Below are 14,419 nucleotides of genomic sequence, written 5' to 3'. Positions count from 1 at the left end.
AGCTCAACTTCTTTGTCATCAAGAAATGGCTGGGCCAGCTGCTGATGCCGCTCCCCTTCTCCCTCTCCTTGTTGCTGCTGGCGCTCGTGCTGCTCTGGTTCACCCGCTTTCAAAAAAGCGGCAAGCTGCTGGCGACCCTCTCCTTGGTGCTCATCGCCCTGATGGGGACGCGGCCGGTGAGCTACGAGCTGGCCCGCAGCCTGGAGCAGACCTATCCCCCCTTCGAGGTGAACCAGCATCCGGACATCCAGGCCATCGTGGTGCTGGGCAACGACCATGTCAGCGATCCGGCGCTCCCTATGCGCGCCTGGCAGAACAACATAGCCCTCGCCAGAACCCTGGAGGGAGTGCGGCTGGCCCTGGCCTATCCACAAGCGGAGCTGATCTTCTCCGGTTATGTGTCGGGTGATCCCCTCTCCAACGCCGAGGTCAACGCCCGCATGGCGGCGAGCCTCGGGATAGCGAGATCCCGAATGACGTTGTTTGAAAACAACAAAGACACCCATGACGAGGCGGTCAGCATCGCCCGTCACCTCCTGGGCAAGCGGGTGGCGCTGGTGAGTTCGGCCACCCACCTGCCCCGGGCCATGGCCCTCTATCGCGGTCAGGGACTCGATGCCGTGCCGGCCCCCACCGACTACACCGCCAAGCAGAGCCAGTCCCCTCAGCCCCTCTACAGCTACCTCCCCAGGGGACGCTATCTGATGTATTCCGAGGCCGCCATTCACGAGTGGATTGGGGCAGGGTGGGCCCGTTTGCGGGGGCAGGTCACCGAGTGAGCAATCGCGCCTTGCATTCCTGATTTGGATCAGGAAAGGGAAAAAAAATTACGTCATTTGCCGCCGGGTCGGCTATCTTGGGCTCGGTTCAATTCATATAATGACGCGCAATCAAACGCCTAGGAGATATAGAAGATGAGACAGCACCTGGTAATGGGTAACTGGAAACTGAACGGCACCAAGGCTTCTGTCGAAGCCCTGATCAAAGGACTGACCCCGGCTGCTGCCGCCCATCCTTCCGTGCAAGTGGCCGTCTGCCCGCCGGTTATCTTTTTGGGTCTGGTTGAACAGCTGACCGCCGGCAGCAAGATCGCCTACGGTGCCCAGAACGCCGACGTTCACGAGTCCGGCGCCTTCACCGGCGAGAACGCCCCCTCCATGCTCAAAGCCTTCGGCTGCACCTACTCCCTGGTCGGTCACAGCGAGCGTCGTACCCTGCACGCAGAGACAGACGACGTGGTGGCTGCCAAGTACGAAGCCATCCAGAAGGGCGGCCTCATCCCGGTACTGTGCATCGGTGAGACCCTGGCCCAGTTCGAAGCCGGCACCACCAATCAGGTGGTCGAGACCCAGCTGAAAGCCGTGATCGACCGTTGCGGCATCGCCTCCTTCGCCAACGCCGTCGTGGCGTACGAGCCGGTATGGGCCATCGGCACTGGCAAGACCGCCACCCCGGAAATCGCGCAATCCGTACACGCTCACATCCGTCAGTACCTGGCCGGTTTCGACGCCGCCGTGGCCGCCAAGGTACAGATCCTGTACGGTGGTTCCGTCACCGGCGCCACCGCTGCCGACCTGTTCGGCCAGCCGGACATCGACGGTGGCCTGGTGGGTGGTGCGTCCCTGAAAGTGGACGACTTCTCCCAGATCATCGCTGGCGCCGCCCAGTAATGAGCCAGGAGGGGGCCCCACGCCCCCTCCGTTACCGGCTTTCGTATGGCGTCAGCCGATACGAAAGCCGATATAGTAAGAACTGGCTTATCTATTCGACAACTTGAGATCCAGAGGCACTCATGACCAAAAAAATCAAACGTATTGGTGTGTTGACCAGTGGTGGCGATGCACCGGGTATGAACGCTGCCATTCGCGCCGTGGTGCGCGCCGGCCTGCATCACGGCCTGGAAGTCTATGGCATCAAGGATGGCTACCTGGGTCTGCACCAGGACAAGATCGCCAAGCTCGAGCGTCACAGCGTCTCCGACGTGGTGAACCGCGGCGGTACCTTCCTCGGCTCTGCCCGCTTCCCCGCCTTCAAGGATCCCAAGGTACGCGCCGAGGCGATCGAGAACCTGAAAAAGCACGGCATCGACGCCCTGGTGGTGATCGGCGGTGACGGCTCCTACATGGGCGCCAAGAAGCTGACCGAAGAGGGTTTCCCCTGCATCGGCCTGCCGGGCACCATAGACAACGACATCGCAGGTACCGATTTTACCATCGGCTTTGATACCGCCCTGAACGTGGTGGTGGATGCCATCGACCGTCTGCGCGACACCTGCAGCTCCCACCACCGCATCTCCGTGGTCGAGGTCATGGGCCGCCACTGCGGCGATCTGGCCATGTCTGCCGCGGTCGCCGGCGGTGCCGAGTACGTGATCGTGCCGGAAGTGGCCTTTGACAAGGAAGCCCTGATCCGCCAGATCGAAGAGGGTGAGGCCAAGGGCAAGCGCCACGCCATCGTCGCCATCTGCGAGCACGTCACCGACGTCAACGCCCTGGCCAGGGACATAGAGGAGCGCACCGGCCGCGACACCCGCGCCACCATCCTGGGGCACATCCAGCGCGGCGGCTCCCCCAGTGCGCGCGATCGCATCATGTCCAGTCGCATGGGCGCCTACGCGGTCGAGCAGCTGCTGGCCGGCCACGGTGGCCGCTGCGTCGGCATCCAGAACAACCAGATGGTGCACCACGACATCATCGACTGCATCGAGAACCTGCAGCGCCCCTTCAACCAGGAGCTGTACGACCTCTCCTCTACCCTGTTCTGATCCCCCTTGCCATGAAAAAACCCTCCCTGCGGAGGGTTTTTTATTGTCCGCGGCTTGCCCCTTGCCTGCCGCTCAGGGCGCCGCCCGCCTCAGGGTGAGATTGAAGCGCACCTCCCCTTCCGCCCCCGCCTTGAGGGGCGCCACCCCGTGAAAGCGCAGCCGCGCCTCACCCCCCAGCACCAGCAGATCGCCGCCGTGCAGGATCAATCGCTGCACCGGATCCCGCCGACCGAGGCCACCCAGCAAAAACTCGGCCCCCAGCCCCAGGGAGAGGGAGACGATAGGGTGGCGCAGGTCCGCCTCATCCCTGTCCTGATGCAGGGACATGCGGGCCCCCGGCTCATAGCGATTGATGAGGCAGGCATCGGGCACGAAACCGGCAAATCCGGCCGCCTCGGCCCCGCGGCGAGCCAGCTCAAGCAGCTCAGGCGGCAGTGGGGGCCAGGGGACGTGGCTGAGGGGGTCAAGGGGGCTGTAGCGATAGCCCTGCCTGTCAGACACCCAGCCCAAGGGGCCTGCGTTGGTCATGGCCACCGACATGGTCTGGCCTCCCGGGGTCTGCATATGGCGAAAGGGCGCCCGGGCGCTCACGGCGTCGATCCAGGCATGCAGCCAGCGCGCTCCCGGGCCGAGGCGCGTCGCCCCGCCGGGCAGATGCAGGGCGCCGGGGGCGAGCCAGCGGTCTGGCGCCTCATCACGGGAGAAGAGATCCCCCATGGCGTTGTCCAGCGCCGTCAACCTTGCCATGGCTCCTCCCCTCGTCTCATGGTCTACTCCAGCGGCTTGATGTCGCCACACTCATCCGCCAGCCACCGGCTCTCGCTGCTGCCCTGGATCCGCTCCTGCCTGCCCTCGTATTCCATCTCCAGGGTAAAGCGGCTGGTGTAGGCGCCGGGGTTGACGAAGTGCACCTCCCCCTCCCCCCTGGCGGGTGGCTCGCGGCAGCTGAGGGTAAAGCGGATCTCGCTGTCGCTGCGCGAGACCAGGGTTCGCTCGCACCCCTCCCCCTGGCGCTCGAAGGGCAGCTTCTCTTCGGCCACCATCTGCGGGCTGAGACAGTGGCGCATCCGCACCCCGTCCGCCCCCAGGCCCGTGATGCCAACCCCCTGCTTGGCCAGCATCTCCTCCATCATCTTGCGCTGCCCCTCGGGCAGGGCCGCCAGCTGTTTCTCCATGGCGGCCATGGCCTGCGCCAGCGCGCCGTCACCCGCCTCCATCTTGGTCTGCATTTCCCACAGGCCGGGTTTGAGGGGATAAGCCCAGGCCGCACCGCCGAGCATGATGGCGACCGCCAGGGTCGCCAGACGAAGAGATAGGGCCATGGGGCCTCCTGCATGGGTTGATGTGCCATCTGCCATTCCCGCCAGCCTCCTTTGCCACGACGCCTCACCCGGGCAGGGCCGGTGGCGGGAACGGGCAGATCAAGGATGGCACAAGGGCCTTAGAAGAGATCCAGCTGGCGGCCGCAGATCCGCTCGAAGGACTCACCGATGAAGGGCAGTATGGCGTCGGCTATGGGCTTGAGCTGCTTGTCGATGTAGTGTTCGTAATCGATGGCGCTGCGTCGGTATTCGACCGGTTCGGGCCCCGCCAGGGTCATCAGGTAGCTGATGGTGCCCCTGTGCTGGTAGCGCTGGGGCAGCCCGCGGCGCAGGTTCTCCTCGTCCGCCAGGCGCGCGGCCCGCACATGGGGCGGCACATTCTTCTGATACTCCTCCAGCTTCTGGCGCAGCCGCTTGCGATAGACCAGCAGCTCGTCGTGCCGCCCGCTGCGGGTCTCGTCCACCATGGTGCGCACATAGTCGCAGGGGTCTTCATCGTGGAACACCAGCTCGTAGAGCCGGGTCTGGAACTGTTTGGCCAGCATGGTCCAGTCGGTGCGCACCGTCTCCAGCCCCTTGAACACCAGGTGCTCCGACTCCCCCTGCCCCACCAGACCGGCGTAACGCTTCTTGCTGCCTTTCTCCAGCCCCCTGATGGTAGGCATCAGGAAGCGGCGATAGTGGGTCTCGTACTCTATCTCCAGATGACTCGGCAGGCCGAATTCGGCCTCGATAAGCCTGGTCCAGCTCTCGTTGATCTCCCGGGCCAGGGATTGGCCTACCTCGTCCGCCCGGGCCGGGCTCATCTCGTCTGGCAGGTGGACGAAGGTGGAGTCCGTGTCGCCGTAGATGACCTGATAGCCCCGCGCTTCTATCCACTCCCGGGTCTGCTGCATGATGCTGTGACCGCGCAGGGTAATGGAAGAGGCGAGCCTGGGATCGTAGAAGCGGCAGCCCCCCGAGCCCAGCACCCCGTAGAAGGAGTTCATGATGATCTTGATGGCCTGGGAGAGCGCCTGGTTGCGGGCCGCCTTCGCCTTGTCCCGCGCCGCCCACAGGGTGGCGATGAGCCCCGGCAGGAAGTGCTTGTCCCGGGAGAAGAGGGCACCGCGAAAGCCGGGGATGGCCTCATCGGGGGCCTTCAACCCCTCCACCAGCCCCATGGGATCGATACAGAAGGTGCGGATGATGCTGGGGTAGAGGCTCTTGAAGTCCAGCACCAGCACCTGGCGATAGAGGCCGGGCCTGGAGTCCATCACATACCCCCCCGGGCTCGCCAGGCCGCCATCGGCAGGCAGGTTGGGGGCCACATAGCCGCCCCGATGCAGCCTTGGCAGATAGAGGTTGGTGAAGGCCGCCACCGAGCCGCCTACCCTGTCCAGCTCCAGGCCGGTGAGGTTGGCCCGCTCGATGGCGAAAGGGATCAGGGCGCAGTGTTCGACTATCTCCCACACCAGCTTGCAATCTTCCAGGTTGTAGCGGGCCAGGGCCTCCTTGTCGGAGTGAAACAGCTCTGTGATCTTCTCCCCCCGGTTCGCCACGTCCTCTATGTCCTTGCCGCGGCCGAGCAGCTCGCTCGCCACCGCATCCAGGCTGTAGCTGGCAAACTGCCAGGTGGCGCTCTTGAGGGTATCTATGCCGTCGAGCACCATGCGCCCCGGCAGGATGACGCTGCCGCTCTGGGGATCGCTGCGGGAGGCGCGCCAGAACGCCAGCTCCCGGCCACGGCCGAGACGCAGCCGCCGCTTGTACAGCTCGGCCCGGCGCAGCAGCAGGCGAAAGTCGAAATTGACCACGTTCCAGCCAAGCACCAGATCCGGATCGTGGCGCAGGAACCAGGCCTCGAGGGCCGCCAGCAGGGCGGGCTCGTCCGCTACCCACTGCACCCGGGTCTCCCACCCCTCGGCGCCCGGGGGCGCCTCCCCTATCATGATGACCCGTGCATCCTGCTCGCTGAAGAGGCCCACACTGAAGAGGGCGCCGTCCATGGCGCACTCCACGTCCAGGGAGACCCAGGAGAGGGTCGGCGTCACCGCCTGGGGGGCGCAACGCGCCTCGTTCACCTGCCAGTGGTCGCCCCGTTTGACGGCCTGGCCGTCAAAGCGCAGCCCGGCAGTGATGAAGCGCTCCATCAGGAAGCGCTCGGGCAGGCGGATATCCGCCTCGAAGTGTTCCAGACCGCGGATCAGCAGCAGCTCTATCGCCCTGTGATAGGCGCTCAAGGTGGTGAAGTAGCAGGCCACCACGGCCCTGTCGTCGAAGGTGTGCAGGGGCAAGCGGCGAAACCGGCCGCGCACCCCGGCCCCCTTGAACAGGGCGGCCGCCTCCTCCATGTGGGCCAGGGGCAGGAAGAAGAGGGGCTCCTGTCCCCTCACCACCAACCGCACCGGTCCCTGCGTGCTCCAGAGCCACAACAGGATCTCGGTGGTGCGCTCCCCGTTGCGGCCGCGCACATCCCGGCTGTGGCGGGTCAGGATAAAACCGTCGGTGGGCGCTGGGGTCGGGGTCATGGCACTGGGGTCTGGCTGCGGCTGAGGATGGTCTATTGTACGTTCATACAGTGGTTATGGGCAATCCTGAGGCGCGCCGGGCTAGCCTCGGCGGCGATTTGCCTTATAGTGATGACGGTGTCGCCCTCACCCTGACAAGGAGTCTTCATGCGCCTGCCCCTGATCCTCGCCCTGACCGCCCTCGGCCTTGGCGGCTGCAGCACCCCCTCCTCCACCGTGTCCGCCGGCATGGGTTATGGCAGCGGCTATGGCGCCGCCCCCTACCCTTGGTGGTATGACGACTACTTCTACTACTGGGATCGCTACTACCCCTGGTGCTGCAACAACGATGGCGAGTTCGACGAGCTGATCCGCCACTGGTGGCAGGATCTCGATGAGGGCAAGCGCGCTGACATCAAGAACAGGTTCGAGGACTGGCACCAGGGGACGGATCAGCCTGACATAGAGGCCCTGCGCGGCGACTTCTCCGCCCGCTGGAATGCCCTGAGTCCGGAGCAAAAAGCGGTGCTGCGTGATCGCCAGCAGGTGCTGCGCCAGCTGAGCCCGGCGACGAGCCCGCGCTTCTCCCTGTCAGAGGCCAACGAGGCGGCGCGGCGCATCCAACTGGACGGTCAGGGCGCAGGGCGCGCCGTCACGCTCCCCGCCAGCCGACCCGCTCCCCGTCCGGTGACCATGCCGGTCAATCGTCCTGCCCACATGATGAACATGCCGGTGATCCGGCGCCGTTAACCCGGTGACCCCAGGGGTCAAGGAGAGAGCCATGACAGACAAGCTGCAACTCATCGACTCGCGTACCACGGACGTGGGCGGCATCCCGGTCGCCCGCGCCCTGCCGGTCAAGGAGCGGCGCACCATAGGGCCCTGGTGTTTCCTCGACCACATAGGCCCGGCCCGCTTCGCCCCGGGGGATCCCGGGCTGGACGTGGGTCCCCACCCCCACATAGGGCTGCAGACCTTTACCTGGATGCTGGAGGGGGAAATATTGCACCGCGACAGCCTGGGCAGCGAACAGCGGATCCGCCCGGGCCAGGTCAACCTGATGACCGCAGGGCACGGCATCGTCCACACCGAGGAGTCGGTGGCGGGCCACCCGAGCGTTCATGCGGCCCAGCTCTGGATAGCCCTGCCGGAGCACCAGCAAGGGACCCGGGCCCGCTTCGATCACTATCCGGACCTGCCCCGCTGGCAGCAACAGGGGATCACCTTCACCCTGCTGATCGGCCAGCATCAGGACAGGCAGGCGCCGACCCTCAGCTTCGCCCCCATACTGGGGCTGGATCTGCTGGCCGAGCGTGACGGCACCCTGACCCTGCCCCTGGCCCCCGAGTTCGAGCACGGCCTGTTTGCCCTGGCCGGCGAGGTGACCCTGGCCGGCCAGCCCCTGGCTCCCGAACAGCTCGCCTACCTGGCGCCCGGCAGCCGGGAGCTGACCCTCACCCTGCCAGCGGGGGCCCGTCTGCTGATCATCGGTGGCGAGCCCCTGCCAAGGCCCCTGCAGATCTGGTGGAACTTCGTGAGCTTCGACCAGGAGGCCATCCGCCGCGCCGCCCAGGATTGGCAGTCGGGGGCGCCACGCTTTGGCGATGTGGTCGGCTATCATGGCCCCAGGCTCCCGGCCCCGCCTATGGCCGGGCTCTGAGGCCCGTGCCTGGGGCGAACTCATGCCCACAGAGCAAAAACAGACAGGGCGCCCGAAGGCGCCCTGTCTCATGGCATGTCACGGGGATCAGTACTGATCTTCCTGCTCGGCGCGAGCCCTGGCCCGGCGCGCCATCACCTCTTCTTCGGCGCTCTCTATCTCCTGCAGCACGCCGTCAAGATCGATGGCGGCCGTGCTCTCGGTGAACTGGCCGCTGAGGCGGGTCTCCGGGGTCAGCTCTCCCTCCTCGTACAGGGCCCACATCTCCTGGGCGTAGCGGGTCGCCAGCAGATCGGGGGCATACATGCCGTAGTAGTTGCGCATGTTCTCCACATCGCGCACCAGCATGGCCCTGGCCTGGTTGTTGGCGGCGGCGTCCACCACCTGGGGCAGGTCGATGATGACGGGGCCCTGATCGTCCACCAGCACGTTGAACTCGGAGAGATCCCCGTGGATGAGGCCGGCACACAGCATGCGCACCACGTAGCCTATCACCTTGTCGTGATCCGCCCGCGCCTGCTCCGGGCTCAGGGCCACGTCGTTGAGGCGGGGGGCCACATTGCCCTCCCCGTCGGTGATGAGCTCCATCAGCAGCACGCCATCGAGGCAGACATAGGGGGTGGGCACCCGCACGCCGGCGGCGGCCAGCTTGAACAGGGCATCGACCTCTGTGTTCTGCCACACCTCCTCATGCTGGCGGCGGCCATAGCGCGAGCCCTTCTCCATCGCTCGCTGGCTGCGGCTGTTGCGCACCTTGCGCCCCTCCTGGTAGACCACGGCCTGCTTGAAGCTGCGTTTGGCCGCCTCCTTGTAGACTTTGGCGCAGCGGATCTCCTCGCCACAGCGCACCACATAGACGTCGGCCTCTTTGCCGCTCATCAGCCGGCTGATGACCTCGTCGACGAGGCCGTCGTCCACCAGGGGCTGGATTCGATTTGGTATTTTCATGGCCGAACTTTTACCCTATTTGCGCGCGCGGCGCCAGTGGTGCCGCGCATTCCTGTCCGTTTTGGGGAGTCCGGTCCCCCGGCTGCTCACGCCGTCGCCAACCCGGGTGCGACGCGGCGAGAAACCGGGCGCCATCAGGCTCCTTCGTCACGACCTGGGATCAGGACTCGGGGGGCAGTCCCCGGCGGATGCGGCGGATCCCCTCTTCATAGAGCCCCTGACGGCTGTCCGACTCGGCCTGGGTCTCGAAGATCTTGAGAAACCACATGTATTGCTCCGGACGGCGGCCGAGCTGCTGCTCGACCATGGTGTTCATTCGCACCACATCCTGCTCCAGATTGTCGGTGGGGTAAGGGTCGAAGGGGGGGGCTATCTCGAGGCGGTAACAGCCCTCGTCCTCGTCATAGCTGCCGAAGATGGGCACCGCCTTGGCGCCGGTCAGCTTCACCAGCTTGGGCAGGGCCGGCAGGGTCGCCTTGGGATGACCGAAGAAGGGCACGAAGATGCTGGCCTCGCGACCATGGTCCTGATCCGGCAGATAGAAGAAGCTGTCGCCAGCGCGGATCGCCTTGATGGCGGGCTTGATGCCGACGCTGCGCTCGTAGACCCGCCCCCCCTTGGCCCGCTCACGGTTGATATACCAGTCAAACAGCGCGTCTTTCGGGCTCTTCATCATGGTGCACATGGGCAGGCCCCGCAGAGCGAACAGTCGCCCTATCACGTCCACCGCCCAGGTGTGCGGTACCACCAGGATCACGGGGCGCCCCTGGGCCCGCTCCGCCTCTATGTGTTCCCAGCCGTCGACCCGGATCCGCCCGGCCAGATAGGCATCGCTGCGCCAGGTCAGCTCGCCGAAGGCCATGAAGGTCTTGAGACCGACCCGGATCGACTTGAGCAGCAGCGCCTGGCGTCCCGCCTCGTCCAGGTCGGGAAAGCAGATGTCGAGATTGGTGTTAGCGATATAGGCCTGTTTCTTGGAAAAGGAGAGGATGAGCGGCGCCAGGCCGTTGGCCATGGCGTCCCGCAGCCGGGCCGGCACAAAGGCGAGCAGGCTGAGCAGGGCCAGGGCCAGCCAGCTGCCCCATAGCCTGGGATGCAGCAGTGCGGGGCGAAATGAGGTGTCGAACACAGGATCGTGAGGGGCCATGTTGCGGCTCTTGTCGTCTAAACAAGGAGGTTATTGTAGTTATCCCGCTACATTTTTCTAGCCCGCAACCGGGTCGAAACTGAACCTGAGCTGCCCCGGCTGGCAAAGGGTCACCACTTGCCATGAAAAACAGCCCCTATTGGGGCTGTCTTTCATGGCGGGCAAGCATCAGGGATGGGGCGACAGGCCGCGGCGGATGCGTTTGATCCCCGCCTCGTAGAGACCATGCTTGTCTACCGGGTGCTCCAGGGTTTCGAAAATCTTGAGAAACCACATGTACTGGCCCGGATGCTGCCTGAGCTGCTGCTCCACCATCTGGTTCATGCGCCCGGTATCGGCCACCAGATCGTCGCTCGGATAGTCGGCGAAGGGAGCCTCTATCTCGAGGCGATAACAGTGCTGCGCCTCGTCATAGCAGGCGAGCAGGGGCACGGCCCTGGCCCCGGTCAGCTTCACCAGCCGCGGCAGGGCCGGCAGGGTCGCCTTGGCCCGTCCGAAGAAGGGCACGAAGATGCTGGCCTCGCGGCCATGGTCCTGATCCGGCAGGTAGAAGAAGCTGCGCCCCCCCTTGACCGCCTTGATCACCGGCTTGATGCCCGCCTTGCGCTCATACACCTGGCAGCCGCTCCTGGCCCGCTCACGGTTGATATGCCAGTCAAACACCGGGTTGCGGGCGCTCTTCATCATGGTGCACATGGCGATGCCCCGCTGGGCGAAGAAGTAACCGGCGGCGTCCACCGGCCAGCTGTGGGGCACCACCAGGATGACGGGGCGTCCCGCCGCCTGCTCCGCCTCGATATGATGCCAGCCGCTCACCTGGATGCGCTTCATCAGGTAAGCCGGGCTGCGCACCGTGAACTCGCCAAAACCGAGCAGGCTTTTGAGGCCGATGCGTATCGACTTGAGCAAGATGGCCTGGCGCTCGGCTTCGCTGCGCTCGGGAAAGCAGATGTCCAGGTTGGTATTGGCGATATAGATCTGCTTCTTGGAAAAACGCAGCACCAGGGGGGCCAGCCAGTCGGCCAGCTTGTCGCGCAGGCGGGGCGGCACGAAGGCGAGCACGCAGAGCAGGCCGAGGGCCAGCCAGCTCGGCCAGTAACGGGGACGCAGCAGACGGGATTGAAAGGCGCTATCGAAAACAGGGTCGGACACGGGCATGAATTGGATCAAACAGTGAAAGGAAGCTCATTGTAGAGGGACTGACAGGTTATACCAGTTAATTCATCAATATCCCCTCGAAGTTGCGACAAATCTCACCCATTAGCCGCATTTGGGCACACTTCTCGCCATTCGAGCCGGGTTGGCGCGGCCCGGGTTTCCCCGTAAGATGGCGCCATCCCATGATCACCTCTGGACACGCCATGCCCCGTCGCCCGTTACGCACCCTGTTGCTGCTTCCCCTGACCCTGCTGCTCGCGGCCTGCTCCCTGACCCAGTACAACGTCAGCGAGCAGGAGATCAACGATTACCTGAAACAGCAGGTGGCCTTCGAAAAGCAGATAGGCATCCCCGGCATCATGTCGAGCAGGATCCGCCTGGACGAGATGCAAAGTCGCATCGGCCGCAGCCGCAGCGACCGGATTGAACTCGATGCCGCCGGCGATCTGCAGGTGGCAAGCCCCCTCGGCAGCCAGCAGATGAAGGTACGCTTCTCCCTGAGCGCCCGCCCCGACTATGTGGCAGAGCAGGGAGCCATCTATCTGCGCGACCTCGAGCTGCTCTCGGTCAAGACAGAGCCCGCCGACATAGGGACGGCCCTCTCCCCCCTGCTGCCCACCTTCAATCAATCCCTCGGCCTCTTCCTCAATCAGACCCCCATCTATCGGCTCGATGGCAATCGCCAGAACGAGGCCCGCATCAAGGAGAAGGTGGAAGCCCTCAGGGTCGAGCCGGGACGCCTGGTCATCCCCTTCAAGTTGCTGTGATTAATTAGGCCGCTCCCCCGAGCGGCTTTTTTCTTCTCATGGTGCATGGCTTGACGCATAATGCACACCATTCTCATTTAGATTCATGAGAAGCGTCACCGCAACAAGCCACCATAAGAAGAAGGGACACATGAAAAAAACCGCACTGGTACAGGGGATCACCCTGGCACTGCTGGGCTCTGCCGCCCACGCCGCCGTCAAGGTCGAAGACGCGAGCTTCAATACCGCCGCCAGCATGCTGGCCTACACAGAGTTCGAACTCTCGGGCGAGCCGCTGGCCGAAGCCCTGGGGCTGGATCTGGATGTGCTGGATCCCAACCGCGCCGATGAGCCGACCCCGTTCGACTTCGCCGCCGGCATCGAATCCTATGAGTATTCCGAAGAGGCCATGTACGCCCTCAACTACCAGTCCGGCATGGGTCCCCACCTGGTGAACGGGCCCCAGAACCTGGCCCGTGGCGGCACCCTGGCCGACCTTGGCAAGCGGGTGCTGGCCATGGCCGAGGCCGTCGGCTTCCCGGCCGATGAAGTGCCGCAAGGCATGTATCCCCTCTCCCTGCCCTACGCTTCTGCCAAGCCGCAGTTCGCCCAAGCCGTCAACACCAGCCCGGTCAACGGCGACCAAATCACCATCAAGACCGCCAAAGGAGTCGAGAAAACCGTCAAGACCCAGGTGCCTGCCTACTTCCGCGACTACGCCACCCTGCGCTGGAGCGGCAGCGACAACCTGCTGGTGCCCGCGGCCGTCGGCGGCATACTGCTCAAAGAGGTGATGTGGTCCCAGGACTTCCTCGGCGGCATGCACGTGGCCGAGACCGATGAAGAAGTGGAAGCCGCGTCCGCCACCATGGATCAGGATGGCAAGCACAAGCTGGGGGTCTCCGCCGCCGATGGCTTCAACGGCATGATGCTGACCGAGCAGTCCATCGACAAGCTGGCCATCCTGCAGGGCCAGCTCGGCTATGACGGCAAGCAGCTGGGCGCCAAGATAAGCCCCCAGTACGATCCCGCCAAGGGGGTCGTCTACTTCCCCCATCAGGTGAAGGTGACCGAGACCAGCAAGAACGACGCCGGCGCCATCGGCAAGCTGGAGGTGGTGGATGGTTCCGCCCAGCTGCGCGATGCCTGGATGATGCTGTGGCCCCTGTCCGAATTCTACGCCTACAGCGATCAGCGCAGCGCCAACAGCAACCAGAACCCGGCCTTCCACGCCGTGTTTGACGGTGCCCCGTTCGCCGCCGCCCCGGCCGCCAACAAGGCCAACGATCTGGGTAAGGCGGTGGCGGGCAACGATGCCTTCTCCCTGGCCCTGAATCTCTCCAACCTCACCTTCAAGAACCTGGCCGCCCTGCACTTCGAGCCCAAGGCCGGTACCCTGGTGGACAGCTGGCAAGCAGGCAAGCAGAGCCAGCACGTCACCACCTTCGACGCCGCCTACGCCCTGGTCGCCCTGCAGATCTTCCAGCGTGCCCAGGATGCCCTGCCGGTGGGTTACGCCGCCGGTGACAATGGCGAGCTGAACCTGGATACCCCCCAGGGCAAGGAAGCGCTGGCGCTGATCCGCAAGCAGGCCGACTTCATCCTGACCCAGCTGATGGGCAAGAACGGCCTGGTCCATGACGGCCTGATCCTCGGCGGCCAGCCTGATGCGGGCCAATCCGTGGATGCCCAGTTCGCCGCCGTGCGGGGTCTGAGCGCCGCCTTCCTGGCGACCCAGGATGCCAAGTACCGCACCGCCGCCCGCGAGCTGTTCATCAATACCGACAAGGCCTACTTCAATGCCAAGGCCGGCACCTGGCTGGCGGGCAAGCAGGGTGAATACACCCCCTGGACCCAGGCTGCCATCTCGGGTGGTCTGCGGGCCGCCATGCTGAACCTGCGTAACGAAGGCGCCGAGAAGGCACCCGAGCTGGAGCTGGCCAAGTTGACCGGCCAGTACGTCAGCTGGTTCCGTGGCACCGTCAACGGCGGCATGCAGATGGCCGAGTGGGTAGGCGACTCCGGCGAGAACATCATCGAGGGCGCCGGCAGCGACACAGATGAAGATGGCGTGCCGCAGGTGACCGCCGCCGGTGGCCAGCACGGCACCGCCATGGTGATGGCCGCCAAGGCGCTGATCAGCGAATAATCCCCCGGCTCACGCCGCCATGACAAAGGGAGCGCC

The 14,419-nt window shown here is 64.9% G+C and carries 13 protein-coding genes; 7 read left to right on the top strand and 6 right to left on the bottom strand.

Annotated elements, in window-relative coordinates; genetic code table 11:
- The first annotated feature begins 44 nt into the window (after window positions 1–44).
- The 3 genes from BN1119_RS09410 (at window position 45) to pfkA (ending at window position 2,764) form a co-directional block, all read left to right on the top strand.
- Complete coding sequence (locus BN1119_RS09410) at window positions 45–779, top strand: ElyC/SanA/YdcF family protein (protein WP_041997225.1); 735 nt, start codon at window positions 45–47, stop codon at window positions 777–779.
- A 135-nt stretch (window positions 780–914) separates the two neighbouring features.
- Window positions 915–1,670, top strand: a complete 756-nt coding sequence (gene tpiA / locus BN1119_RS09405; protein ID WP_041997024.1) for a triose-phosphate isomerase — start codon at window positions 915–917, stop codon at window positions 1,668–1,670.
- Window positions 1,671–1,792: 122 nt separating this feature from the next.
- Window positions 1,793–2,764: a 6-phosphofructokinase gene (gene pfkA, locus BN1119_RS09400; protein ID WP_041997020.1), complete on the top strand. Its 972-nt coding sequence runs from the start codon at window positions 1,793–1,795 to the stop codon at window positions 2,762–2,764.
- A 72-nt stretch (window positions 2,765–2,836) separates the two neighbouring features.
- Here pfkA and alkB read toward each other — a convergent pair whose 3' ends face one another.
- The 3 genes from alkB to BN1119_RS09385 form a co-directional block, all read right to left on the bottom strand.
- Window positions 2,837–3,511 carry a DNA oxidative demethylase AlkB gene (gene alkB, locus BN1119_RS09395; RefSeq protein WP_209434902.1) on the bottom strand — a complete coding sequence of 225 codons (675 nt, stop codon included), beginning with the start codon at window positions 3,509–3,511 and terminating at the stop codon, window positions 2,837–2,839.
- A 23-nt stretch (window positions 3,512–3,534) separates the two neighbouring features.
- On the bottom strand, window positions 3,535–4,086 hold the full coding sequence (locus BN1119_RS09390) for a DUF3617 domain-containing protein (protein WP_041997017.1): 552 nt from the start codon (window positions 4,084–4,086) through the stop codon (window positions 3,535–3,537).
- Window positions 4,087–4,205: 119 nt separating this feature from the next.
- Complete coding sequence (locus BN1119_RS09385) at window positions 4,206–6,596, bottom strand: DNA polymerase II (RefSeq protein ID WP_041997013.1); 2,391 nt, start codon at window positions 6,594–6,596, stop codon at window positions 4,206–4,208.
- Window positions 6,597–6,743: 147 nt separating this feature from the next.
- On the opposite strand from BN1119_RS09385, the gene BN1119_RS09380 reads away from it, so the two are divergent.
- Window positions 6,744–7,325: a DUF3106 domain-containing protein gene (locus BN1119_RS09380; RefSeq protein ID WP_052448043.1), complete on the top strand. Its 582-nt coding sequence runs from the start codon at window positions 6,744–6,746 to the stop codon at window positions 7,323–7,325.
- Between the two features lie 31 nt (window positions 7,326–7,356).
- Window positions 7,357–8,235, top strand: coding sequence for a pirin family protein (locus tag BN1119_RS09375; protein ID WP_041997010.1), 879 nt, complete (start codon window positions 7,357–7,359; stop codon window positions 8,233–8,235).
- Window positions 8,236–8,322: 87 nt separating this feature from the next.
- On the opposite strand, the gene BN1119_RS09370 is transcribed toward BN1119_RS09375, so the two are convergent.
- The 3 genes from BN1119_RS09370 to lpxM form a co-directional block, all read right to left on the bottom strand.
- Window positions 8,323–9,183 carry a PA4780 family RIO1-like protein kinase gene (locus tag BN1119_RS09370; RefSeq protein ID WP_041997007.1) on the bottom strand — a complete coding sequence of 287 codons (861 nt, stop codon included), beginning with the start codon at window positions 9,181–9,183 and terminating at the stop codon, window positions 8,323–8,325.
- Window positions 9,184–9,343: 160 nt separating this feature from the next.
- Window positions 9,344–10,330: an LpxL/LpxP family acyltransferase gene (locus tag BN1119_RS09365; RefSeq protein ID WP_041997004.1), complete on the bottom strand. Its 987-nt coding sequence runs from the start codon at window positions 10,328–10,330 to the stop codon at window positions 9,344–9,346.
- Window positions 10,331–10,498: 168 nt separating this feature from the next.
- Complete coding sequence (gene lpxM, locus BN1119_RS09360; RefSeq protein ID WP_041997216.1) at window positions 10,499–11,488, bottom strand: lauroyl-Kdo(2)-lipid IV(A) myristoyltransferase; 990 nt, start codon at window positions 11,486–11,488, stop codon at window positions 10,499–10,501.
- 182 nt (window positions 11,489–11,670) lie between these two features.
- On the opposite strand from lpxM, the gene BN1119_RS09355 reads away from it, so the two are divergent.
- Entirely contained in the window at window positions 11,671–12,255 is a 585-nt protein-coding gene (locus tag BN1119_RS09355) for a lipoprotein (RefSeq protein WP_244463714.1), read from the top strand.
- 130 nt (window positions 12,256–12,385) lie between these two features.
- A complete protein-coding gene (locus BN1119_RS09350; RefSeq protein WP_041997001.1) occupies window positions 12,386–14,383 on the top strand; it encodes a hypothetical protein in 1,998 nt (665 codons plus the stop codon).
- Window positions 14,384–14,419: the final 36 nt, after the last annotated feature.

Origin of the sequence: Aeromonas bivalvium, from assembly GCF_000819765.1 — a bacterium.
GTDB classification, from domain to species: domain Bacteria; phylum Pseudomonadota; class Gammaproteobacteria; order Enterobacterales; family Aeromonadaceae; genus Aeromonas; species Aeromonas bivalvium.
The sequence above is the reverse complement of the archived record's forward strand: the minus strand, read 5'-3'. Positions and strand labels throughout refer to the sequence as shown.